Here is a 23453-nt window from a genome sequence, read left to right as displayed (position 1 = left end):
CGTGAGCAAGTCCGGCGTCAGAAACTTCGCGCCGAACTTGGATTGGGACTGTCCTTGGCCATTACCGACAGCGGGACCGACGAAGCTCTCGGAGGAATCGGGCTCTGGCTCCGCGCGGTGGCGCCGGACGGCGCCACCGGTTATCGCGAGGAGGCTCATGGGCGAGCCAGTCTCCACTACTGGGTCTCGCCCGAATTCCGCGGACGTGGCTATGCCACTGCCGCGCTCAACGCCCTGTCGGCATGGGCGCTCCGCCTGAGCGATGTTCACCGGCTGGAGCTCTTCATCGAACCGACGAACGAGCCCTCGTGGCGAACCGCAGAACGGGCGAGGTATCACCGAGAGGGGTTGCTCCGCAGTTGGCAACAACTCGGCGATTCACGTCGCGACATGTTCGTCTACTCCCGGCTGCCGGACGACTAAGGCTGACCTGTCAGACCGTGGTCGCGCGGTGTGGCAGCTTCCATCCTGGCCGCGGGAAGTGGCAGGAGTAGCCGTCCGGATAGCGCTTCAGGTAGTACTGGTCGTCGGCCTCGGCCTCCCAGAAACGGCCGGCTTCGCTGATCTTGGTGACGACCTTGCCGGGCCAGAGGCCGGAGGCCTCGACGTCCATGATCGTGTCCTCGGCCACCTGGCGTTGCTCGTCGGTCGTGTAGAAGATCTCGGAGCGGTAGTCGGAGCCGGAGTACTTGCCCTGACGGTCCTTGGTCGTCGGGTCGTGGATCTGGAAAAAGAACTCGAGCATGTCCCGGTAGGAGGTCTGCTCAGGATCGAAGACGATCTCGATGGCCTCGGCGTGGCCGGGATGGTCATCGTCCGTCGGGTTCTCGTTCTCGCCACCGATGTAGCCGACTCGGGTGGAGATCACCCCGTCGCGCTGGCGGATCTGCTCCTGCATTCCCCAGTAACAGCCCCCGGCGAGGATCGCGGTCTCGGCGTTGTCGCTCATGGCACCTCTTCCCCCGACGTTCGCCCCCACCTTAGTCTCGGGGACAGGTCGCGGTGATGCGTAACCGCAATGGGCGGCCGCCGCGATCGGGCACAACTCGCCCATCCAACGACAAGGCCGATGAAGTCCTGGATGTCCAGCGGCATAAGGCCCCGAAGCGACAATGCGGACGCCGACTCAGCTCGACCGTATCCAGAAGTCGTAGGGGTGGCGGCCGGATCGGAAGCCGTGGGTTTCGGCCATGGCTGCGGCCTCGGCGAAGCCACGCGCGAGCACCGCCGGGTCGTGGGCGTCACTCCCGAACGTGATCGCTTCGCCGCCTTCGTCGTGCCACCAGCGGACGATCTCCGGGTGGAGCGGCACTTTGGTGTTGACCTCCAGCGCTCGGCCGCTGGTCGCAAGAGCCCGTAGTACGTCACGGAACTCGTCCTGGAACGCGTTCGGATCGAACGGCCCGGCCTGCGCCGGCCAGTGGCGGACCGGATAGTCGATGTGGGCGAGCACCGCGAACACGTCGGAACCGGCGACCAAACGCTTCAGTTCGGCCAGGTAGTCGCGGATCACCTCGAACGCCGGCCGCTGCTGAAACAGCTCGCCCGGCTCAAAGAACCGCTCGCCGACGGGCAAGGAGTGCAGCGAACCGAGCACCCGGTCGAACTGTCCGGCGTCGAGGATCTTCGCGGCGACGTCGGTGTGCCAATGGGCTTCGCCCAACTCCACCCCGCTGAGGATCCGAAGCGTCGGATATTGGTCGCGGCACCGCTGCAGGCACTCGAGGTAACCGTCGAGGTCCATCTGGGGCGGGGTCAGTGATCCGTCCGGCGTGGCAAGTGCCCGAAGGTGGTCGTCGAGATCGCGGACATCGGCCGTCCAGGTCGTGAAATCGGCGTGCTCGGTGAATGCGACCGCGGGCAGACCCAGCTCCACCGCCCGGGCGCAGGTCCGGTCCATCGAGCCGTACGGCGCATCCCAGGACCACTCGCTGTGCACGTGACTGTCCGCTGCCAGTACCACCACGCGATCCTTCCAGCCGGACCTACGCGTCTGGTACTCGACCCTGGGGGTGGATCAGGTCGAAGATCGAGCCATGCACAGCGACGAGACGGCGCCGGAGTCCTTCGCGGTTCGGACAGCCGCTGCCGCCGACCGGGACGCGATCCGGCGGCTGCTGCAGCACCTGCATCCGCAGGACGCGGGCCGTGCGACGCTGCCGCTCATCCGTCAGGAGTCGAAAACGTTCGTCGCCAGCGATGAGCGGGGCGTCATCGGCCTGGCGGCGGTCACCGTCGTCGACTACGGGGTCGAGGCCTACGGGATGATCGAAGAGCTTGTCGTCGAGGACAGCCGGCGCGGCGAGGGCGTCGGCAGCTCCCTGCTCGAGAGTTGCCGCAGCTGGCTCGAAGACGCCGGTGCCCGGGTGATCTTCGTGTCCGCGTTGGACGACGCCGAGCAGTTCTACGTGGGTGCCGGGTTCAGCCGCTGCTCCGGCCCATGGTTGTACCGGTCGCCGGGGGACCAGCCGGACGACGTTCAGGGCTCGCCGGTCGGCTGGGTAGGTTGAGGCGATGACCGACATCATGCGCGCCGTCGCGTTCACCAAGAGCCTGCCCATCAGCGACGAGAGCAGCCTGACCGACATCGAGCTGCCGATCCCGGAGCCGGGTCCGCACGACCTGCTGGTGCGGGTCGAAGCCGTCAGCGTGAATCCCGTCGACACGAAGATCCGGCGCCGCGGTGACCGGGACCAGCCGACCGTCCTCGGCTTCGACGCCGCCGGGACGGTGGTCGGCCGGGGCGCCGAGGTCTCGCTGTACGACGTCGGCGAGGACGTCATGTATGCCGGAGCCAACAACCGGCCGGGCACCGACGCCCAGTTCCACCTGGTCGATCAGCGCCTGGTGGGGTCGAAGCCGGCGAGTCTCACGTTCGCGGAGGCGGCCGCGCTGCCGCTCACCACGATCACCGCTTGGGAGGTTCTTTTCGACCGGCTGAAGGTGGGCGCGGACGACAAGGGGACGTTGCTCGCGGTGTCGGCGGCCGGCGGGGTCGGGTCGATGCTCTGCCAGCTGGCGCGCACCATGACCGAGCTGACGATCGTCGGTACCGCCAGCCGCGACGAGTCGCGCGCGTGGGCGAGCCGCATGGGCGCCCATCATGTGGTCGACCATTACGGCGATCTCGCCGCCGCCGTCAGGGCCGTGGCGCCGGACGGTGTCGACTACATCTTCACGCCGCAGTCGAAGGACAACATCAATGCCTTCGCCGACCTCATCACGCCGTTCGGGAGCATCGCCGCCATTGACGATCCAGGTGCGATTGAGTTGATGCCGCTGAAGGCGAAGAGTGCCGCGTGGCTCTGGGAGAGCATGTTCACCCGCTCGCTGTTCGAGACGCCGGACATGGTGGAGCAGCACCGGTTGCTGGCCGCGGTCGCGTCGATGGTCGATTCGGGTGCCCTGCAAACGACGTTGACGACCGAGCTCGGACCCATCGACGCCGCCACGCTGCGCGAGGCGCACCGCCAGATCGAGAGCGGCACGACCATCGGCAAGGTGGTCGTCGCCGGCTGGGCGTGACCCCCGCGAGCTCTAGCGGACGGTGGTGCCGACGTCGATGCCGGCACAGATGTCGCTCATCGACCCGGCGACCGCGACGTCGAAGACGTGCATCGTCAGGCTGTGTTCTTGGGCGAGGACGAACGCGCTGCGGTCCATGACGGTGATGCCTTCGCGGATCGCGTCCTGGTAGCTCAGCTGCGTGTAGCGACGGGCCTGGGGATTGACGTTCGGGTCGCTGTCGTAGACACCGTCCACACCGCGCTTGGCGACCAGGAGCGCATCGGCGTCGAGTTCGAGTGCCCGCTGCACCGACGGGTAGTCGGTGGTGACGTAGGGCTGGCCGATGCCGCCGGCCAGCAGCACGATGTTCCGGCGTTCGAGGTGCCTGATGGCACGGAGCCGGATGAACGGCTCCGCGACCGTCTGGATCGGCACTGCGGTCATGACGCGGACGTCGGAATCGGTGCGTGCGGTGAGAACCCCACGCAGCATCAGGGCGTTCATGACGGTGCCGAGCATGCCGATGTTGTCCGCCTCGGCACGGCCGATGCCCCACCCGTCCGCCATCTTGCCGCGGAAGTAGTTGCCGCCGCCGACCACGACCGCCACCTGCAACCCGGCGGTGTGTACGGCGAGGATCTCGTCGGCGAAGTGCGCAAGATTTGCCGGATCGACGGCTGACCCGCCGGACCCCGCCAGTGCCTCACCGCTGAGCTTCAGGACGACCCTGCCGTATCGCGCCACCTGACGACCCCTCTCCGGGCCGCGCGCCCCGCGACCCGACCGACCGTAGCGATTCGCCTAGCGACCGACGGACCAGCCCCCGTCGGAGGCGATCACCTGCCCCGTCACCCAGTCCGCCTCGTCGCTGACCAGCCAGGCGACCAGGCGGGCCATGTCGACGGGGAGGCTCCACCGACCCCCTGGGTGCAGGGCGACGACCCGGGCCCTCGTCGCCGCGTCGGCGTAGCCGGTGTCGCTGGGACCCGGGTTGACGCAGTTGACGGTGATGCCGCGGCGGATGAGGTGGGTCGCGAGGCTCGGGGTGATCTGGTGCAGTGCCCCCTTGGAGGCGATGTAGGGGAGCTCGCCCGGCATGGCGCCGTGGTACTGGCCCGAGGTGAAGAGGATGACCCGCCCGCCGGGCCGGCCGTCGTGGTGCTGCGCGAACGCCTTGACCAGCAGCATGGAGGCGCGGGTGTTGACCGCGTAGCTGAGGTCGATCTCCTCGGCGGTCAGGTTCTCGAGCGTCTGGCCGCTGGACCGGGCGTGGTTGGCCACGACGATGTCGAGGTGTCCGAAGCTGCTGCGGGCGACATCGACGAGGGCGGCCGGGCTCTCGGGATCGGCGAGGTCGGCCGAGACCAGCTCGACCCGTGCGCCCTCGCCGCGGAGCTCCTCGACGAGCGCCTCGGCGCCACCGACATCCGCACCCCAGGGCATCTCCGCGTCGTGCGGCGACCAGGTGTGCAGGAGTACGGAGGCGCCGTCCGCGGCCAGCCGGCGGACGATGGCTGCGCCGATGGCGATACGACGGCTCGCGCCGGTCACCAGGGCGACCCGGCCTTCCAACGGTCTACCAGACGGCATGCAGCAATCATGCCGACTGCGGCCCCGGACGACTACCGACATGCCCGACCACAGGATTTCTGGCACCATGTGAGGTATGCAGCCACGCCGCGAGCGAATGATGCGCCCCTTCCCGGGGCTCCTCGGCGTGCGCTGACCAAACCGACGACCAGGCCCCTGTGCTGCGGGGCCTGTTCTGCGTCTTCCCCCCGCTCGCGACAGGGCGGAAGGAATGACGATGTCCGTCACCGGACGCTTCTACATCACGACGGCGATTCCCTACGTGAACGCCGCCCCGCACCTCGGGCACGCACTGGAACTGGTGCAGACCGACGTACTGGCCCGTCATCGACGCCTGCGCGGCCAGCCGGTCCGCTTCCTCACCGGAACCGACGACAACGCCCTCAAGAACGTCACCGCCGCCCGGGAGGCCGGGGTCGAGGTTGCCAGGTTCGTGCGGGACAACGCCGAACGCTTCGCCGCCCTGCGGGAGCCGCTGGCGCTGTCCTTCGATGATTTCATCCGCACCAGCTCCGATCCGCGGCATGCCGCCGGAGTGACCCGGCTGTGGCGGGAGTGTGCGGTGGCCGGCGACTTCTACTGCAAGGGCTACGAGGGGCTCTACTGCCGGGGCTGCGAGCAGTTCTACAACCCGGCGGAACTCGTCGACGGACTCTGCCCCGAGCATCGGGTGGCTCCCGAGGTGGTCGCCGAGGAGAACTGGTTCTTCCGGTTGTCCCGGTACGCCGAGCCGGTGCTGGCGGCTCTGGAGTCCGGCGCGGTCCGCGTCGAGCCACCGGCCCGGCGTAACGAGGTGCTGGCCTTCGTCCGCGCCGGTCTGGCCGACTTCAGCGTCTCCCGTCCCGCCGCACGGGCGGGCGGCTGGGGGATCCCGGTCCCGGACGACCCTGCGCAGGTGGTCTACGTGTGGTGGGACGCGCTGACCAACTACGTCACCGCCCTCGGCTACGCCACCGACGATCCGGCGTACCGGCAGTGGTGGGTGGAGTCGGCCGAGCGGGTGCACGTGATCGGCAAGGGCATCGTGCGGTTCCACGCCGTCTATTGGCTGGCCCTGCTGCTCTCGGCCGGCCAACCCCTGCCGACTGCCATCTTCGTGCACGACTACCTGACCGTCGACGGGGCGAAGCTGTCCAAGACCGCCGGCAACGCCGTCGACCCGGCGTTGCTGGTGGCCGGCTACGGCGTGGATGCGGTCCGCTGGTGGCTGCTGCGTGAGGTGTCCCGCGTCGGGGACACCGACTTCACCGTCGACCGGCTGGTCAACCGCGCGAATGGCGACCTTGCCCACGCGCTGGGAAACCTCGTCAACCGGATCCTCACCCTCGTGCACCGGTACCGCGACGGCCGGGTCGCTGCGCCGGGAGGATCGACCTCCGGGACGGCGCTGGCCGGTGCCCTGTCCGAGCTCCCCGGCCGTATCGACCGGGCCCTGGACGACTTCGACTTCCGATCAGCCACCGGGGCGCTGTCCTCGGTGGTCGATGAGGGCAACCGGCTGGTCGACGCCGAACGGCCCTGGGAGCTCGCCGGCGCGCAGCGCAGCGGCGACGCGACAGCCGCGGGCCGGCTGGACGACGTACTCGCGCTGCTGGTCCACGCGTGCCGCGTCGTCGCCATCGAACTGGAGCCGTTCATCCCGACCGGCGCCGCTCGGCTGCGCAGCCAGCTGCTGTCCGGTGACCGGGTCGGACGGCCGGAGCCGGCGTTCCCCCGACTCGACCCCGTCCTGTCGGTGGCCGCCGCTACGGTGCCGGAACCACTGAATGCGGATGGAGCCAGCGATGAGCCACGTGACGAGCAACCAGCCCGAGGGCACCCCGACGTGGATCGACCTGGGCGTCCCCGATCTCGGGCGGGCGGGTGACTTCTACGGCGCGGTCTTCGGCTGGACCTATCACCGGGGATCCGCGGCGACCGGGCACTACACCAACTGCCTGCTGGGCGGTCGGCGGGTTGCCGGGATGATGCCGACGCCGGACAGCGGAAACGCCCGGTGGAACGTCTATCTCGCCACGGCGGACTGCGACACCGCCGCGGCCCGCATCGCCGACGCCGGGGGCACGATCGTGCGGCAGCCGATGAAGGTCGGCGGGAAGGGCCGGATGGTGATCGCCCGCGATCCCGGCGGCGCGCAGTTCGGCCTGTGGCAGGGCGGGTCGCACATCGGGTGCGAGGTCGTCAACGAGCCCAACTCCCTCGTCCGCAACGACCTGATCACGTCGGAGCCCGAGCCGGCCAAGCGCTTTTACGCCGACGTGTTCGGTTTCACGCTCGATCGCAACGACGACCTGCCGGATCTCGACTTCACCTTCCTGCGCCGACCGGACGGTCACGAGGTCGGGGGCATTTTCGGCAACCCGGATGCGCCGGAATCGGCCTGGAACACCACCTTCGAGGTCGCCGACGCCGACGCCACCGTCGAGCGGGCGACGGCCGCCGGAGGCACGGTGGACGACCCGCAGGACATGCTCTACGGGCGGATGGCGACGATCACCGATCCCTTCGGCACCGAGTTCTCGGTGATCGCGCGACCCGGCGAATGAGCTTGCGTCGCCGTCATCATCCGACCCGGGAGGACTTCGGCTGCGTCCTCGACGTGATCGGCGTCGGTGTCGGGACGAGGTGTCGACGACGGCCCAGCACCGGTCCGGAGTGCCGGAACAGCAAGCGGGCGCCGTTGAGGGTGGTGTTCTTGTAGGTGATCGCCTTCCGACCCGTCAGGACCCGGTTCTTCGGCGTCTCGTCGGCGTTGAGGAACTGCACCAGACCGTGGCGGCGGCCGAGGCTGATGCATTCGTGGATGTAGCGGAAGGCGAACGGTTTCGGGTCCCGACCGGTGAGCCGGGCGGCAATGACGTCGGCGACCTTCGGTCCGGTGAAGCCACCGGAACGGCAGCCCATCGCGAGTTGCTCTCCCCAGCGCCCGGCGACGGCTGCCGCATCACCGATGACATAGACGTCGTGGTGGGACACCGACCGGAGCGTCGTATCGACGAGCGCCCGGCCGGTCGCGTTGACCGCCAGCCCCGCCGTCCGCGCGAGCGTGGGCACGGTGAAACCACCGGCCCAGACACACAGCTCGAACGGAATGTGTCGGCCGTCGGCGAGCACCAGGCTCGTCGGCTCGACCCGGTCGACGCGGGCATCCTCGACGACGCGGACACCGAGCGCGGTGAAGGTGTCGTCGAGGTAGCGACGGGCCTTGTCCGACAGCCGCCCGCCCGGCGTGCCGGAGCTGACCAGCTGAGTGCGGATGCCGGGGAACGCCGTGGCGATCTCGGTGACGGTTTCGATGCCGGTCAGTCCGCCCCCGCAGACCGTGGCCGTGGCACCACCGCGCTCCGCGAGGTCGGTCAGTCGATCGCGCAGCTCGAACGCTGCGGAGGCGCCGACCAGGATGGCGCAATGCTCGGCGACGCCGGGCACGGACGTGACGTCGATGTTGCTGCCCAGTGCGTAGACCAGTGTGTCGTAGAGCAGGGTGCGCCGACCGCCGCGCTCGTCGGTGGTGTGCACCTCGCGGCCGGCCAGGTCGATACGGGTGACCGACGCGGTCACCAGTTCGACGCCCGAGCCGCTGAGGTAGCGGCTCAACGGCACCTGGTCGATGTCCTGGCCGGTGGCCAGCTGGTGCAACCGGGGACGCTCCACGAAGGAGCCGAAGGCGCTGACCAGGGTGACGGTGACCTCGTCCGGCCACACCTGGCGGGCCAACCTCCGGGCGGCGGGGACACCGGCGTATCCCGCTCCGATGATCACAACGTTGTGCTTCATGTCGCCTGCCTTCACAGTCGAGGTTGTCACCCCTCTGAGACGACGCCGGTCGTCGTGCTGTGACAGGTTCGACGTGGGGCTGTCACAGATCGGCGCGCGGCCCCGTCTCAGGGGAAAGGCAGGAGCGGAAGGATGCTGATGGCCGACGACGGCACGGCCGGCGCCGAGGACTTCGTGGCGCTGCGGTCGTTGCTGTTCTCGCTCGCCTACCGGATGACCGGCAGCGTGGCCGACGCCGAGGACATCGTCTCCGACGCCTACCTGCGGCTGCGTCGCGCCCAGGCCGCCGGTACGCAGATCGCCTCGCTCAAAAGCTACCTCTCCTCGGTGGTCACCCGGCTCAGCATCGATCATCTGCGGTCGGCCCGGATGCGCCGCGAGGCCTACGTCGGGCCCTGGCTCCCCGAACCACTCGTCCGCACCGACACGACGCCGGAGTCCGAGCGGGTCGAACTCGCCGACACCCTCTCGATGGCCTTTCTCGTGCTCCTGGAGACGCTCAGTCCGACGGAACGGGCCGTGTTCCTGCTCCGCGAGGTGTTCGAGTTCGACTACCCGCAGATCGCCGGCATCCTCGACAAGACAGAGCAGCACTGCCGACAGCTGATGCACCGGGCCCGCCGACATGTCGACGTCCGCAAACCCCGCTTCGACGCCGAGGTGCAGGAGCGCGACGAACTCGCGACCCGGTTCTTCATCGCCCTCGAGGACGGCGATTTCGACCCGCTCATCACGATGCTCGCCGCTGACGTCGTGGCCTACGGCGACGGTGGCGGCAACGGCCCGTCGCTGCCTCGGCCGGTCAACGGCCGGGACAAGGTGCTCCGGCTGCTGGCGGCGCTCAGCCGGGCCGCCGCCGAATACGATCTGCATTTCGAGCCCGTGCCGGTCAACGGGCAGCCGGGCGCGCTCTTCCTCGACGCCGACGGACGGCTGCTGAACGTTTTGGCCCTCGACATCCTCGACGGCACCGTCCAGGCCGTCCGCTCGGTGATCAACCCCGACAAGCTTCGGCACCTCGGGCCGCTGATCACCGCCGATCACCCCTTGCGCGGCGGGCGCGGTCAGGTCCGCTGAGCGGCCCGGTGTCCTTTCGGCGCCGTACGCCGGTAGACGGTGCCGCCCGGGGCGTACCACCGCGCCTTCTTGCGCACCGCCGGTGCCGGGTCGCCGGCGGCAGCGACGTCGATGGCATGCACCGCCTCGGGATGGGTGTGCACCCACGCGCCCACCAGCTCGACGGCCATCGCCCGCGCATGGGGGTCGGGATCGGCGCGCAGCAGTGCCATCGCGGGCGGAAGCACGTCGACCGCCGCAGGACGGCATGTGCTGTCGCTCTTGCAGCGATCGCAGGCGAGAGCGTGCAGCGCCTCGATCCGGACCTCGGCGACGGGATCGTCGAGCGCCGCCAGCAGGGCCGGGGTGCTCGCCGCGTCCATGACGTGGTCGAGGATCTTGCAGCACCGTGCGCGTACCCGCGGATCCCGGTGGCGCAGACCGTCGCGGGCGGGCTCGGCGGCATCCGGGCCGAGGGCGAGCAGACGCTGTTGCGCCGTGAAGTACCGGTGCGGGTCGCCGAGCTGCTCGACGAGCTCCGGCGCACTCAGCGCGGCGAAGTCCGACCCGGGCAGCATGTCCTCAGTCTGCGGGCGATCGGTGGTGCGTCAAGCCGGTTTGCGGCGATGCACCCACTGCAGCAGTGAGGCCGACGCCATCGACGTCGTCCGCGCGTAGTAGTGCTCCACCTCGTCGTCCGACAAGACCTCGCGACCAGCGCCGGAGGTACCGCGCCGGAAGAAGGCCGCGGTGTCTTTCAGGACACCGTCCCGGCTGGGAACGGTGCGCCGGGCATTGGCCCGCATTTCGTCGAACGTCGCAGCCTGTACCAGATCGGGCCACAACGCGCGGGGTACCGAGACGCCGAGCAGCGACGCCAGGCGGCGCATCTCGCCGTCGAGGTCGGCGATCAGGTCGTCGTAGTGCACGAGCACGACATTGGGCTCGGCCCGCCGAGACCAGGCGTCGGACAGGTGCCACATCACCCCGGGAAGCGAGTCCAGCTCATCGCGGGGATCGGACTCGCGATCGATCCAGCGGACGAGCCAGTCGCGCAGCGACGGGCGGGGCCGGGGCGGGCGGGCCGGCTCGGGCCGGCCGGTGAGTTCCCGCAGCCGGGCCCGGTCGATGTTGTCACCCTGGTGGTAGAGCGAGACCGCGCTGTCGAGCGGATGCCGGGCGACCACGATGTAGGTGGCATGTGGATCGACCGGAACCCCGTCGAGCGGGGTGTGGGTTTTGACGAACCGCCGGTGCTGTTGATCGGTCAGCCCCGCGAGCATCTGCTCCCGCGGCTGGGTGAGCCAGTCCACCCAGGGCGACAACTCGACCAGCGGTGCGGGCAGTTTCGGCGTCTGGAAGACCAGCAGGGCGCAGATCATCTGCATCCACGTCGTGCCGCTCTTGGACCGGGTGCTGATCACGATGTCGCCGGACCGGAACGGGAAGCCCAGCCATCGGGCGCTGTCTTCGTCGTCTGATTGGTAGCGAACGGTCGCCTCGGGCACGGGACGAGGCTAGTGCGAACTGCTCGACGGCGATAGGTGGCCCACGGAATGCCCTGACCGCGCCGCTATTTCAGCCCTGAGGTCATGAATCCGCCGATGAAGGCGCGCTGCGCGACCACGAAGAGCAGCAGTACGGGGAGGATGTAGAGGATCGCGCCGGCGGCCAGCGCGTTGTTGAGCGGGGTTCCGGCACTGGTCTGGTAGCCGTTGCTCAGGCCGACCGCGAGCGTCGTCTGGTCCTGGCTGAGGAAGAGTGACGGCGCGATGAAGTCGCCCCAGGCCGCGGTGAACGACAGGATGAACCCGGCGGCCGTGACCGCTTTGGCCAGGGGCAGGAAGATCGTGGCGAAGATCCGGAAGTAGCCGCAGCCGTCGATGATCGCGGCATCCTCGAGGTCCATCGGCATGCTCGTGAAGGTCTGCCGGAACAGGAAGATGAGGAATGCCGACCCGCCGAGCCCCCACAGCACCCACGGCCAGTAGGTGTAGATGAGGTGGATGCGGGCGAAGATGAGGTAGGTCGGTATCAGCGTCACGATCTGCGGCAGCATCAGAGTTGCGACGACGACGAGGAAGAGCGGACGTTTGCCCCGGGCCCGCAGCCGGGCGAAGCCGAAACCGACCATGGCCGAACTCAGCGTGGCGAGCGCGCCCTGCACGGTGGCCAGCAGCAGCGAGGTGAGGGCGTAGCGCCCGAAGGGGATCAGGGTCAGCGCATCGTGGAAGTTGGCCCAGCGCAGCGAATGCGGCAGCCACGCCGCGCTGGACAGCTCACCGGCGTTCTTGAAGGCGATCGACAGCAGCCACAGCAGAGGTACGACGAACAGCACGGAGACCACCGTCAGCACGGTGTAGATCGCTGCCTTCCGCGGGGCGCTCTCGGTCCGCGTGCTCATCGGGTCCGCCGTCCTCTGCGTGTAGCCGGTTCGTCAGGGCCACTCTCGTAGAACACCGTGCTGGCGCTCACCTTGAAGATGATCAGCGTGAGAATCAGGATCAGCGCGAACAGCACCCACAGCAGGGCGGAGGCGTAGCCGAACCTGCCGTAGGCGAAGTACTGCGCGTAGACGTGGATCATGTAGAGGTAGTTGCTCTGCGGCACCGACGTGACGGTGGTTGACGCCGACTGCACGGACAGCAGCAGCGCCGGGACGAAGGCCTGGACGGCGAAGATGACGCCGGTGATGACCTCGAACAGGATGATCGGCGAAAGCAGCGGCAGGGTGATACGCCGGAAAACCTGCCACGCGTTCGCCCCGTCGACGCGAGCGGCCTCCTGCAGCTCCTGCGGGATCCCCTGCAGCCCGGACAACGAAATGATCATTGTGCTGCCGACGCCCCAGAGCGTCATGGCGATCATCACCCAGAAGACCGTCGGGTCGGCGAGCCAGTCGATCGAGGAGATGCCGAACCAGCCGAGAATGTTGTTCAACATGCCGAAGTCGGAGTTGAACAGCAGCTTGAAACACAGCGCGGAGCCGACGATCGGGACCACGGCCGGCAGGTAGAGAAGGGCGCGGAAGGCTGCGCGACCGCGGATCGGGCGGTTCACCAGCACCGCGAGCGCCAGGCCGAGAATGATTCCGGCCGGGACCGTGACGGCGGTGTAGAGCCCGGTGCGGGTCAGGGCGTGCAGCGCGTCGGGGTCGCTGAGGATGTCGGTGTAGTTGCGGCCGCCGACGTAGTGGTAGCGACCGGTGAGGCCGTCGTAGTTGGTGAGGCTGAGCCAGAGGGCATAGCCGAGCGGAAAAAGCGTCAGCAGGATGAAGCCCAGCAGCCACGGCGCGACGAACGCGTAGAAGGTCCGTCCGCGGTAGCGCTTCCAGCCCTCGGTCTGCGCAGGCTGCTGTCGGCGACGGACTGCCGTACGCCCGGCGAGGGAGGTGGTCACGTGATGAGTTCCTTTCCCTGCCGGAGAAGCGGATTCAGCGTGCCGTTGATGGCGTCGGCGAGTTTGCCCGCGGCCAACCCGCCGTCCAGACCCTTGACCAGCTCCTGGCTGAGTGAGGCGTCGATCGCGCTGATCGCGACGTACGGCGAGAACTTCAGCACCGAGTAGTGCGGGAGTTCCTTGTCCTGTACGCCGAGCGCCTGTTTCTGATAGGCCTTCGACTTCGGCAGGTCCGCCTCCATCGACGTGATGCCCGGAAGGCCCCAGCCGGACTGGGCCCGCCGGACCGCGGGTGGCCCGCCGAAGTAGTGCTCGAAGAAGGCCCAGGCGGCCTCCTTGTGCGCCGCCTTCTGCGGGATCCAGTGCCCCGTCGCCGAGAAGCACGGGCTGATCCGGTTCGACCCGAACTGCGGTGCCGTCATCAGCCGCACATGGTCCTGCAGCTTGGGATCGGTGGCGACCTCGCCGGAGAACCAGTAGCCGTAGCCCAGCATGCCCAGCTGGTCGCCGTCGAACGCCGGCCAGGCGCCGGCGGCCAACGGCCGGGCCACCGTCGGTCCGATCTTCGCGGCGGCGTACTTCAGGTACCACTTCAGCGCCGACAGCGGCTCGGGTGCGGAGAAGTCGACCTTGGAGAAGTCGTCGTTGAAGATCGACCCTCCGGCCGACGCGACCATGTTGAGGAAGCCGGCCGTCAGGCTCACGTCGTAGGGCGGGTAGAGGCCGTACGCCGAGTACTTCACCCCGGAGCGCTTGGTGAGCCGCTGCCCGATGTCGAGCATCTCGTCGTAGCTGATCGGGTCGGTCATCGACGGCAGGTCGACCCGGGCCTTCTCGAACGGTCTGGTGTTGCACCACATCATCGCGTCTTGCGAGTAGTCCTTCGCCAAGCCGTAGCGCGGGCCCTTTCCCTGTTCGGTGCCGTCGTAGCGCCACGTGTCGTCGACCCGGGCGAGCTTGTCCGGCGACAGGACCTTGCTCTTCGCGAAATAGGGGTCGAGGTTTTCGGCCAGCCCGCGCTTGACGAGGTACGGCGTGTTCGGCACGCCCTGGTCACGGACGACGTCCGGCGGGCTCCCGGCCGCGAACATCGCGGTGAGCAGCGTCTCCGAGACCGTCACCATCTTGATCTTGACGTCGGGATGCTTCGCCTCGAACTCCGCGATGTCCTGGACCGTGATCTCGGCAGGACTGGTGCCCATGATGGTCAACGTGGTCTTCCCGCCGGACGAGCCGCAGCCCGATCCCAGTGCGGTGACGCCGGCGGCCGTGGCCGCGGACGCGAGGAACCTACGTCGGCTCAGCCGAGCTGTCATCCACGATCTCCTTCGACGACCACGAGCGGTGGCCGGACACGGCAGAGAACGGGCCGAGCCACCGTCGTGTCTCGCACGGAGGGCCGTGGCCTCGTCGTGTCGGCTGTGGAGCGCGTCACAGAATCCGATCGCTCCGCACAATTGTCAAGAGTGGGTAGGTTGTCCAGGTCATGGGCCTCGTCATGGAGTCAGCGGATCTGCGCGAGACCGGTCCGGACCAACGTCGGTGGTTGAGCCTTCCGTCGAGCCGGCTCGTCCTGAACCCCTTCAACGGCACAACGACCCTCAGCCCGTTGCAGTACTCGACCGGTCCGGAGATGCCGCTGAACCTCGGCTACTACGCGGCCGACCATGCCGACGAGCTCGCGTCCGCCGTCGGTCTGTACCGGCGCGCCGCCGATCGAGCCGGCGCGGTCGACGTGGTCTGGCGGGACGAGTTCGACAGCCTCGATCCGGCGTGGACGGTCGGCGCGGACGTCGATGCCGTCGCCGACGGCCAGCTGCGCTTCGAACTGCGGCACGGCGCGCCGCATTACTCGGGGGCGGTCCGCCGGTCCGTCGAGGTCGATCTCGACGCGTCGCCGTGGCTGGAGATCGCGGTGGCGTCGGTCGCGGATGCGTGGGGGCTGCGGGTCAGTCGCGACGGTGGCCCCGACATCGTGATCCAGCCGGACGGCCGCGGCACGGGCACCTTCAGCTACGACATCGCCGAGCGCACCGGCTGGTCTGGTGTCACCCGGATCGAGCTGGTGCTGCGCGCGGCTGTGTGGGGCAAGCCGGTGCGCATCGACCACCTCCGCTTCCTCGCCGTCGTTCCGGTCCTGGTCGGCGCCGCCGAACGGACGGTCGAATGGCTGCCGCACACGCTGCCCTGGCAGGCGCGCTATCCGGATGGATCCGAGGCCGCCGGCTCGGACCTGCTCGCCGACGTCGACACCGTGCTGCGCACCGCGTCGCTCGTCGACGACACCGACGCCGGCCGGTGGGTGGTGACCGGCCGGTTCGCCGGCTCGGCGTCCTGGGACCCCGCGGCCCGCACCATGACCGTGCTCGGGGAACGGTTCGCCTACGCCGTACGCCTCTCGGCGGACCTCGAGATCGACGGGGACGCCGCGTTCCACCGGACGCAGCCTGAGCTCGTCGCCGGCCTGGCCCGCACCGGTACGCCGACCATCGGCGGATTCTGGTCGGTCCCGGTGCGGTCCGGCAACGGGCCCACGCCGATCGCGGCCGCCGTCGCGTTCGCCACCCTCGCCGACGGGGGAGCGGCGACCGCGCAGGCCCGCGCCGGTGCCGTACTCGAGTCCGGTGACCTCGACGCCGTCGAGACCTGCCGGCGGCGGTTCTGGGACGAGTTGCTCCGGCTGGTGCCGCGGCCGCGGCGGTTCGCGATCCGCGCCGTGCCTCGGCTGGGTGTCAGTGCGGCCGCGGTCCGGGCCGCCTATTACAAGGCGTGGGTGTTCCTGGCCGCCGACGTACTCCCGCCGATGCCGGAGGCCGGGTTCGCATATCCGCAACTCGCGACCGGCAAGCCGTCGCTCTACGTCGAGGGACCGCCCGGGGCGGCGGCGACCGCGGCCTGGGAGAGCCTGCTCGCGATGCAGCACTACGCCCATCTCGACCCCGAGACTGCCTGGTCGGCGTACCGGGGATTGATGACACTGGTCCGGCCGGACGGCGAGCTGGCCGGGGAGGGGTTGCCGAGCCGCAAGGCGCAGACGGCCGCCGCCCTGCACGCGCTCACCGGAGACTCGGCTGCACTCGCCGACGTCTACCCGGCCCTGCGCCGGCACCTGCTCTGGGCCGAGGCCGATCCGCGCTGGATCTTCAAGGACAGCACCCCGACCGACCAGAAGGACGCCCAGTTCGTCGCCTCGGTGCTCGTCGACATGGGTTTCGCCCGCGACCTCGCCGCCACCCTTGGCGAGACTGCCGACGTCGCGATGTGGGAGGCCCATCGGGCAGCGACCTTCACCGACTACCTGCGCTGGTTCTGGCCGACGCCGACGGCGGAGCCGGTGGAGATGATCCGGCCGGGAACGTCCGGGGCCGACCCCGGCAACGTCCTCTGGATCGGCACCGGTCTGCATCTCGACCTCTGGCCGGCGGCAAGTACGGAGCTGGCCGGACTGCTCCGTCGGTTCCTGCACACCTACCGGCCGGGGCGCAGCTTCTCCGGTTTCGTGCAGCCGAAGTACCCGGACATCAGCTACACCGTGCGCGGTCTCATCGACCAGGGACATCCGACGCAGGGCCTGGCGTTGGCCAACTGTGCGTTGCGCGACGTCGTACGCGCGAACCAGTTCGCCGAGACCTACGACGGAGAAGTGCCACAGGGACACGGCGTGCGCCCGTCGTACTTCGGGGCCGGCCAGGTCATCGATGCGGTCTGGCTCAACAACGGCTACCGCTCGGACGTCGCCCCGCCCGACCTCGCCTGATCGACGCGTCCGCAGGCTCGCAGAGGTTGTGTCCAAAAAGGCAATCGCAACCGGGAACAGTCTCGGGTCGGCCCTCGTTTGCCCTGCACGACCGCGGTCCCCGGGCCGCGGTCGCCAAACAAAGCATCAATCAAGGAGCGCAAATATCGTGCTGACACCAGAATCCCGTGGCCGACTCCACGAGGAGCTTTCCGCGCTCGAGATCGAGCGCACACGCCTGATGGACGTAGCGGCCAACACCGTCGGCAAAGACCCGGCGGACCAGGCTGAACGAACCCTCCGTGAGTTCGACGTGGAGCAGGTCGAGATACGCATTCAGCGGTTGCGCGATCGGCTGGATGCAGCAGACCGGCCGGCGCACGTCGCACCGTTGGACGGAACCGTGCGGTCCGGTGTGCTCGTCTCTCTCGACTTCGGAGACGGCGCCCCGGAGCGATACGTCGTCGGCGGCCTCGCCGAGGTCGACGAGGACGTCGACGTGGTGACGCCGAGCTCCCCGCTCGGTCGAGCGCTGCTGGGTTCCTCGGCCGGCGACACCGTCACCTACCGGACCCCGCAGGGCGAGCGGTCCGTGCGGATCACGGCGATCGACGCCCTGCCCGACGGTGCGGTGGGGGCCGGCTCGGGCCGGTGAGAGAATGAGGCCGTGATCATGCGGACTGCTGACGAGACCCAGACCATCGAAGAAACCCAGACGATCGAAGAAACCCGGCCGGACACCAGCTACTCCGAGCCCGGCGATCACGAGCGGCTCGCGCACTACGTTCGCAAGTCCGATCAGATGGCCGCAGCGATCGAGGGCACGCCGGTCCGGGCGCTCTGCGGGAAGGTCTGGGTGCCCACTCGGGACGGCGAACGGTTCCCGGTGTGCCCGGAATGCAAGGAGATCTACGAGTCGATGAAGGCCTGAGGCTTTCGCGCGCCTCGCGCGCGATCCTGGGATAACGCGGTCCCACTGCGACGGGATACGTCACAGTGGAATGGCCATGACCTTTGTCGTCGTCATCCTTGCGCTGGTGGCTGCCGGCTTCTTCGCCGTCGCGACGGTCGCCGAGCAGCACGCCGCCTACGAGGTCCCGGACGACTCCGCACACGGCGCCCACCTGCTCTTCACGCTGATGCGCCGGCCGCTGTGGTGGGGCGGTTTCGGGGGCAACATCGGCGGGTTCGTCGTCCAAGCGGTGGCCCTGGGACTCGGTTCGCTGCTGTTGGTGCAACCGCTTCTTGTCACCGCGCTGCTGTTCGCCCTGCCGCTCGGCGCCCGGTGGAACCACCGCCACATGGCCCGCGCCGACTGGGTCTGGGCGGTGCTCCTCGCGGTCGCGCTCGCGATCTTCGTCGTCGTCGGGCAGCCGACCCGCGGCATGGCGCGGGCATCGATCACCGCCTGGTTGCACGCCGCGATCGTGATCGTCCCGTGCGTCCTCGCGTGTCTGCTGTGGTCAGCCACCCGGCGGCGGCGCGCATCACGCGCGCTGCCGCTCGCCATCGCGACCGGCATCCTCTACGGCATCATCGCGGCGCTGACGAAGGCGGTCGCGAGCCTGGTCGGCCACGGCGCGGTGGCCGTCTTCACCAACTGGGAGACCTACGCCCTGATGGTCGTCGGGATCCTCGGGGTCGTGCTGCAGCAGGCGGCCTTCCAGGCCGGCTCACTGGAGGCATCACTGCCGGCGGCGACCGTGCTGGAGCCGATCGTGGCGACCGTGCTCGGCCTGACGATCCTCGGCGAGACGTTGCGGGCCGGTGGCCCGGCCCTGGTGTTGATCGGCCTCTGCGTCGTCGTGGTGGTCCTCGGGACCGTGGCGCTGGCCCGCTCCGCCGCGCGCTTCGCCCCTGAGCCCGCCACCGCACCCGAGCCGGCCACGACGCAGCCGACGGCGTCCTAGCCGACTACGCGAACCACGCCACGGTCGTCGTCGTACCCGGCGGGATCTCCGTGAAGCCGGCGTCGACCACCCGGACCGGGGCGGTGCGGGTCAGGCGACGCCACCGCCGCCGGTCCGGAAGAGACACGCTCACCGGCAGCCCGGCAGCGACCCAGGCCGCCCGGCGCGCGTCGTCGATCTCGGTCCAGGCGAGTTGAGCCGCGTGCCCGCACTGGGCCGCCGCCTTACCGGTCGACATCCGGGCCCGGGGCGTGGCCGCGATGCACAGGGTGTCGTCGTCGGCGGGGGAGGGTTCGCCCTGCTCTTCCAGGTCGGTGCCGGCGACCTGGAGCTTCGCTAATTCAGGGGGTACGGCGTCCACCGGACCGGGCACGAACGCGCGCACCTGCGCGCCCCGTCGGTCGACCGTCACCTGGTCGAGTTGTTCGGTCGCGCGCCACGGCGCGCCGCGGGCGCGGCGCACGACCTTACGGATGCGGCCGTCCTCCCACCGGCGAACCCGCTCGTGCCATTCGCCGTCCGGCTGGGCGCGCGGATCGGCGAGCAGGCTGACGACCGCGGCGGCGGTCGCCTCGCAGACGGCGAGATGAGTCGGTGGATCTATTTTTGGGACGTGGACGACGAGTTGCATCCCCCACGGCGGCTCGCCGATCGGATCGGCGTGCCGGCCGGCGCGAGGCTGTTCGGGAGCATCCACTCGGGGCAGTATCGCCTACGGCGTCGACGGATGACGTCGGACGGTTAGCAGCGGTAACGACCGTCGGTGGGAGGAGCGTTCGGTGCGGCTGGGAAGGGAGCACCACCTCGACGTCGCCGCACCCGACTGGATGGTGCGCGTGGTCCGGCCCCTTCCCGCCCCGGTCCCGTGGCTGGACATGCTCCGGATGGCGCTCACGGTGTCCGCGCCGCTCGCGGTCGCCCTGGCCGCCGGCCAGCTGCGGCTCGGCGTCTTCGCCGCCATGGGCGCGCTCGCCTGCGGTCTCGCCGACCGCGGCGGGCCGGTGCGGATCCGGTTGCTCCGGGCGGGTGCCGCCGCTGTCGCGGGTGGCGCCGGTCTCGTCATCGGCCGCGTGGTCGCGGTTCCCGGCTGGTATTCGGTCATCCTCATCGCCGTACTCGCGGCCTTCTCCGCGGTGATCAGCGTCGTGAACTCGATCCTGTCCCTGGCCGGTCTGCAACTGCTGGTCTATACGGCCATCGGCTCCGGCCTGCGGGTTCCGCAGCCGCCGTACCTGCTGTCCCTGCTTTTCCTCGCCGGTGGCGCGTGGGCGGTGCTTCTCTCGCTCGCGCGGGCCTTACTCGAGGGCTCACGGACGCCAGAGCGCGCGGCGGTGGCGGAGGTCTACCGGCGCATCGCCGGTCTCCTCGCTGCGACGGGGACCCCGACGATGCCGCAGGCGCGGCAGGCGCTGACCGATGGACTCAACGACGGCTACGACACTCTGCTCGGTGCCCGGGCTACATCGGTCGGACGCAACATGGACTATCAACGGCTCGCGGCATTGCTCAACGCGGCGGCACCGCTGACCGAGGCGGCGGTGGCCATCGCCCACCGCGCGCGGCCCCCCGACCCGGAGGTGCGGCTCGCCGTATCGAGCCTCGCCGGGGCGATCCTGCGCGGCGAGCGCCCGCTGCCGTTTCCACGGCTCGAGCACGAGACGCCGCTGCTGCGCGCGCTGCGCCGTGGGTACGGCGCCGTCGTCGACCAGTTCGACGAACCGCCGACCGCGGGGACCGAGCCGGCGCTGGCACCGCCGACCCTTCACCAGCGGCTCGAGACCGCCGCGGACCGGCTCCTCACCGGGCCCAATACCCGGCGCTACGTCGTCCGGCTCGTGTTGTGCATGGGGGTGGCCGAGTTGCTGCGGTCGATCGTGCCGCTGCAGCGCTCCTACTGGATGCTGCTGACCGTCGCGATCGTCCTCAAGCCCGACTTCGGCTCGGTGTTCGCCCGGGCGGTGCAGCGCGGGCTGGGGACTCTGCTCGGTGTCGTGATCGGCGCCGGACTCCTTCTCGTCGTCCCGACGGGGTCCTACCTGCTGCCGTTCATCGCGGTGTTCGCGGCGACGCTTCCCTATGCGGTCCGGCGCAGTTTCGGCATGTTCTCGACGTTCCTCACACCACTCGCCGTACTCCTGATCGACCTCGGATCGCCGCAGGGATCGACGATCCTCACCACCCGGCTGGTGGACACGCTCGCCGGCTGCGCCATCGTGCTGGTGCTCGGCTACCTGATCTGGCCGAGTACCTGGCGGGTGCGGCTCGGCCCGCAGGTCGCCGACGCGGTCGACGCGCTCGGTGACTACCTCGAGGCCGCATTCGCCGGGGACGACTCCCGGCGGGCCCGGCAGCGTCGGCGGAGCTACCGCGCGCTGTCGGAGGTCCGTACCGCGCTGCAGCAACTGCTGGCCGAACCGCCTCCGGCCGGCCACGCCGCCGCTGCCTGGTGGCCCATGATCGTGCAACTCGAGCGCACCGCCGATGCGATCACCCATACCGCGACGCAGACCCGCGACTCCGGGTCCGCCCCGGACCCGGCCCATGTCGCCGAGCTGCGCGACGCGATCCGCGACCTCGCCGCGGCGCTGCGCGAGCGGCGTCCACCGGTCCTGCGCGACCCTCCCGACGACGCGGTGCTCGACCCGGTGACCGAAGAGATCCGGACCGCTCGCAAGATCGCCTCGGGCGTCGGCGGCTCCGGCCGACGAGGAGAGCCGGAGCAGCCCGCCGCCGCCGGCGCCCGGGGGTAATTCCCCTCACATTCGCACCGTTTTTACCCAGCGTCACACAGCCGTAACTAACGTGCCCTTGACTGGGCCTGTCGCACCGCAGAGGGGGGAACATGCGCGTTGCCGCCTACACCGTCGCCGCGATGTCGTGGCCGATACGTCGCCTGGACCGCCGACTCGTCGCCGGGGCACGACGCAACGCGGCGACCGCGCTCACCGCCGACCGGATGCGCGCCTGGGCCTGGGACCAGATCGGAAACGAGGTGACCGGCCTCACCGCGACGCATCGCCGATCCGCCTGAGCAGATCCGGCTGAGTAGATCCGCCTGAGCAGAGCAACCAATCTCTGTCGGTGGTGCCGATGTCGGCGCTACCGTTGATCCTCAGGGCACGAGCAGGTCGAGCCCCGATGAGTGGGTCGGACGCCATGCGGATCAGCGATGTGTTGCGCAGTAAAGGGGCGGACGTGGCGACAGTGTCGCCTGAGGTCACCGTGGCGACGTTGCTCGACCGGCTGGCCGAACGACGGGTCGGCGCGATGGTCGTCCAGACCGCCGACCAGACCCTGGTCGGCATCGTGTCCGAGCGGGACGTCGTCCGTGCGCTGCACTCCGACGGCGCGGCGCTCCTCGATGCACCGGTCGCCCAGATCATGACGGCCGAGGTGTCGACCGCCGCCCCCACCGACTCGGTCGAGCATGTGATGCGGGTGATGACCGAGCAGCGGGTCCGACACGTTCCTGTGGTCGATCACGGCCGGCTCGTCGGAATCGTCAGCATCGGCGACGTCGTGAAGAGTCGGATCGACGACCTGCAGAGCACCACGGCCCACCTGGAGAGCTACATCACCGGTCGGTGACCGCCCGGCTCGGCCTCGACGGTCGCGTTGTGGTTCTCGGCCGTGTTTTCGGGCAGTTCACCGGCGCCGCCGTAGTGCACCAGGGCCAGCACCCCGCTGATCGCGACGACGAAGCCGGCGATCGCCAACGGCGCGGTCGCCGGCCGGATCGTGTCGCCCAGTGCGGTCACCCCGACGACTGCGGGGACCACGGTCTCGCCGACCACCACCGACGCGGTGACCGTGGTGACCCGGCCCCGCTGCAACGCCGTCGCGAAGAACAGCGCGCCGACCAGGGCGCCGATCAGCAGCGCGTAGGCCGCCGGGTCTCTGACCAGCTCGGCGGGCGCGAGCGTCGGAATCGTGCGGGCGGCCAACGCGACCGTGCCGAAACCCAGCCCGGCCACGCCGCCGAGCAGCACCGACGGCACCGAGCGTTCGGTTCGGACCAGGACCAGCGCGATGAGGCCGAGCGCGATGGCCCCGCCCAGGAGCGCGGCCCGGACCACCAATGGGTTGTCGCGGGCGCCCTCGTGCCCCGCCGACAGCCCGAGAAATGACAAGCCGAGGCAGATCGCGACGATCGATCCCCACTCGGCGGCCGAGAGCCGGAGCCGGAAGACCAGCCCGGCGAGCACCGCGGTGACCGCGAGGTTGGCGGACACGATGGCCTGGACGACGTAGAGCGGCATCACCCGCAGCGCGAGGACACCGAAACAGAATCCGAGCATGTCCAGCCCGACCCCGATGAGGTAGGGCAACTGCGTGACCAGCCGGACGAGAAGACGGGGGTCGACGCCGGCGGATACGGCGTTACGACGGGCCGCTGTCGCCTGCATGATCGAGCCGCTGCCGTAGCAGAGCGCGGCGGCTCCGGCGAAAAGCAAGCCGATCTTCACTTGGTCGAGGCT

At 69.6% G+C, this 23453-nt stretch carries 25 protein-coding genes; 13 read left to right on the top strand and 12 right to left on the bottom strand.

Annotated features, from left to right (window positions below; translation table 11 throughout):
• Positions 1–423 (top strand): GNAT family protein (locus tag VGH85_07180; GenBank protein HEY2173580.1); only part of this gene is annotated, 423 nt, incomplete at its 5' end.
• Positions 424–433: 10 nt separating this feature from the next.
• On the opposite strand, the gene msrA is transcribed toward VGH85_07180, so the two are convergent.
• Both msrA and VGH85_07170 read right to left on the bottom strand, forming a co-directional pair.
• The gene (gene msrA, locus VGH85_07175) at positions 434–949 is read right to left on the bottom strand and encodes a peptide-methionine (S)-S-oxide reductase MsrA (protein HEY2173579.1); all 516 of its coding nucleotides are present in this window, start codon (positions 947–949) and stop codon (positions 434–436) included.
• 177 nt (positions 950–1126) lie between these two features.
• Positions 1127–1963 (bottom strand): PHP domain-containing protein, encoded by an 837-nt coding sequence (locus VGH85_07170; GenBank protein HEY2173578.1) that lies wholly within the window; start codon positions 1961–1963, stop codon positions 1127–1129.
• A 73-nt stretch (positions 1964–2036) separates the two neighbouring features.
• Here VGH85_07170 and VGH85_07165 point away from each other — a divergent pair, with 73 nt between their 5' ends.
• Positions 2037–2510, top strand: coding sequence for a GNAT family N-acetyltransferase (locus VGH85_07165; protein ID HEY2173577.1), 474 nt, complete (start codon positions 2037–2039; stop codon positions 2508–2510).
• A 4-nt stretch (positions 2511–2514) separates the two neighbouring features.
• Complete coding sequence (locus tag VGH85_07160; GenBank protein ID HEY2173576.1) at positions 2515–3525, top strand: zinc-binding alcohol dehydrogenase family protein; 1011 nt, start codon at positions 2515–2517, stop codon at positions 3523–3525.
• A 12-nt stretch (positions 3526–3537) separates the two neighbouring features.
• On the opposite strand, the gene pyrH is transcribed toward VGH85_07160, so the two are convergent.
• Together pyrH and VGH85_07150 are read right to left on the bottom strand one after the other, a co-directional pair.
• Complete coding sequence (gene pyrH / locus VGH85_07155; protein HEY2173575.1) at positions 3538–4251, bottom strand: UMP kinase; 714 nt, start codon at positions 4249–4251, stop codon at positions 3538–3540.
• 57 nt (positions 4252–4308) lie between these two features.
• On the bottom strand, positions 4309–5097 hold the full coding sequence (locus tag VGH85_07150) for an SDR family oxidoreductase (GenBank protein ID HEY2173574.1): 789 nt from the start codon (positions 5095–5097) through the stop codon (positions 4309–4311).
• A gap of 217 nt (positions 5098–5314) precedes the next feature.
• Here VGH85_07150 and VGH85_07145 point away from each other — a divergent pair, with 217 nt between their 5' ends.
• Entirely contained in the window at positions 5315–6964 is a 1650-nt protein-coding gene (locus tag VGH85_07145; protein HEY2173573.1) for a methionine--tRNA ligase, read from the top strand.
• Positions 6882–7643: a VOC family protein gene (locus VGH85_07140; protein ID HEY2173572.1), complete on the top strand. Its 762-nt coding sequence runs from the start codon at positions 6882–6884 to the stop codon at positions 7641–7643. Before VGH85_07145 ends, VGH85_07140 begins: the two co-directional genes overlap by 83 nt.
• A gap of 16 nt (positions 7644–7659) precedes the next feature.
• Here VGH85_07140 and VGH85_07135 read toward each other — a convergent pair whose 3' ends face one another.
• On the bottom strand, positions 7660–8874 hold the full coding sequence (locus tag VGH85_07135; protein ID HEY2173571.1) for an FAD-dependent oxidoreductase: 1215 nt from the start codon (positions 8872–8874) through the stop codon (positions 7660–7662).
• A gap of 132 nt (positions 8875–9006) precedes the next feature.
• On the opposite strand from VGH85_07135, the gene VGH85_07130 reads away from it, so the two are divergent.
• The gene (locus tag VGH85_07130; protein ID HEY2173570.1) at positions 9007–9951 is read left to right on the top strand and encodes an RNA polymerase sigma-70 factor; all 945 of its coding nucleotides are present in this window, start codon (positions 9007–9009) and stop codon (positions 9949–9951) included.
• Here the strand turns inward: VGH85_07130 and VGH85_07125 are convergent.
• From VGH85_07125 to VGH85_07105, 5 genes are all read right to left on the bottom strand, one after another.
• Positions 9939–10508, bottom strand: a complete 570-nt coding sequence (locus VGH85_07125; GenBank protein HEY2173569.1) for a HEAT repeat domain-containing protein — start codon at positions 10506–10508, stop codon at positions 9939–9941. The two genes, VGH85_07130 and VGH85_07125, sit on opposite strands and share 13 nt — an antisense overlap.
• 30 nt (positions 10509–10538) lie before the next feature.
• Positions 10539–11438 (bottom strand): sulfotransferase domain-containing protein, encoded by a 900-nt coding sequence (locus VGH85_07120; GenBank protein HEY2173568.1) that lies wholly within the window; start codon positions 11436–11438, stop codon positions 10539–10541.
• A 65-nt stretch (positions 11439–11503) separates the two neighbouring features.
• Positions 11504–12334: a carbohydrate ABC transporter permease gene (locus VGH85_07115; GenBank protein HEY2173567.1), complete on the bottom strand. Its 831-nt coding sequence runs from the start codon at positions 12332–12334 to the stop codon at positions 11504–11506.
• On the bottom strand, positions 12331–13329 hold the full coding sequence (locus VGH85_07110; protein HEY2173566.1) for a sugar ABC transporter permease: 999 nt from the start codon (positions 13327–13329) through the stop codon (positions 12331–12333). The genes VGH85_07115 and VGH85_07110 overlap by 4 nt, the downstream gene beginning before the upstream one ends.
• Positions 13326–14645 (bottom strand): extracellular solute-binding protein, encoded by a 1320-nt coding sequence (locus VGH85_07105; GenBank protein ID HEY2173565.1) that lies wholly within the window; start codon positions 14643–14645, stop codon positions 13326–13328. The genes VGH85_07110 and VGH85_07105 overlap by 4 nt, the downstream gene beginning before the upstream one ends.
• A gap of 182 nt (positions 14646–14827) precedes the next feature.
• Here VGH85_07105 and VGH85_07100 point away from each other — a divergent pair, with 182 nt between their 5' ends.
• From VGH85_07100 to VGH85_07085, 4 genes are all read left to right on the top strand, one after another.
• Entirely contained in the window at positions 14828–17086 is a 2259-nt protein-coding gene (locus tag VGH85_07100; protein HEY2173564.1) for a hypothetical protein, read from the top strand.
• Between the two features lie 148 nt (positions 17087–17234).
• On the top strand, positions 17235–17720 hold the full coding sequence (locus VGH85_07095) for a GreA/GreB family elongation factor (GenBank protein HEY2173563.1): 486 nt from the start codon (positions 17235–17237) through the stop codon (positions 17718–17720).
• 18 nt (positions 17721–17738) lie between these two features.
• A complete protein-coding gene (locus tag VGH85_07090) occupies positions 17739–17996 on the top strand; it encodes a DUF3039 domain-containing protein (protein HEY2173562.1) in 258 nt (85 codons plus the stop codon).
• A gap of 76 nt (positions 17997–18072) precedes the next feature.
• Positions 18073–18975 (top strand): DMT family transporter, encoded by a 903-nt coding sequence (locus tag VGH85_07085; protein HEY2173561.1) that lies wholly within the window; start codon positions 18073–18075, stop codon positions 18973–18975.
• Between the two features lie 4 nt (positions 18976–18979).
• On the opposite strand, the gene VGH85_07080 is transcribed toward VGH85_07085, so the two are convergent.
• Positions 18980–19672, bottom strand: a complete 693-nt coding sequence (locus VGH85_07080) for a peptidyl-tRNA hydrolase (protein ID HEY2173560.1) — start codon at positions 19670–19672, stop codon at positions 18980–18982.
• 82 nt (positions 19673–19754) lie between these two features.
• Here VGH85_07080 and VGH85_07075 point away from each other — a divergent pair, with 82 nt between their 5' ends.
• The 3 genes from VGH85_07075 (at position 19755) to VGH85_07065 (ending at position 22563) form a co-directional block, all read left to right on the top strand.
• Positions 19755–21725, top strand: a complete 1971-nt coding sequence (locus VGH85_07075; protein HEY2173559.1) for an FUSC family protein — start codon at positions 19755–19757, stop codon at positions 21723–21725.
• Between the two features lie 92 nt (positions 21726–21817).
• A complete protein-coding gene (locus VGH85_07070) occupies positions 21818–22006 on the top strand; it encodes a hypothetical protein (protein ID HEY2173558.1) in 189 nt (62 codons plus the stop codon).
• Between the two features lie 125 nt (positions 22007–22131).
• Positions 22132–22563, top strand: coding sequence for a CBS domain-containing protein (locus VGH85_07065; GenBank protein ID HEY2173557.1), 432 nt, complete (start codon positions 22132–22134; stop codon positions 22561–22563).
• On the opposite strand, the gene VGH85_07060 is transcribed toward VGH85_07065, so the two are convergent.
• Positions 22545–23441 carry a hypothetical protein gene (locus VGH85_07060; GenBank protein HEY2173556.1) on the bottom strand — a complete coding sequence of 299 codons (897 nt, stop codon included), beginning with the start codon at positions 23439–23441 and terminating at the stop codon, positions 22545–22547. The two genes, VGH85_07065 and VGH85_07060, sit on opposite strands and share 19 nt — an antisense overlap.
• Positions 23442–23453: the final 12 nt, after the last annotated feature.

It is taken from the genome of Mycobacteriales bacterium (assembly GCA_036497565.1).
Taxonomy (GTDB): Bacteria; Actinomycetota; Actinomycetes; order Mycobacteriales; family QHCD01; genus DASXJE01.
Note: the sequence above shows the minus strand (reverse complement) of the source record. Positions and strands in the feature narration are given on the sequence as shown.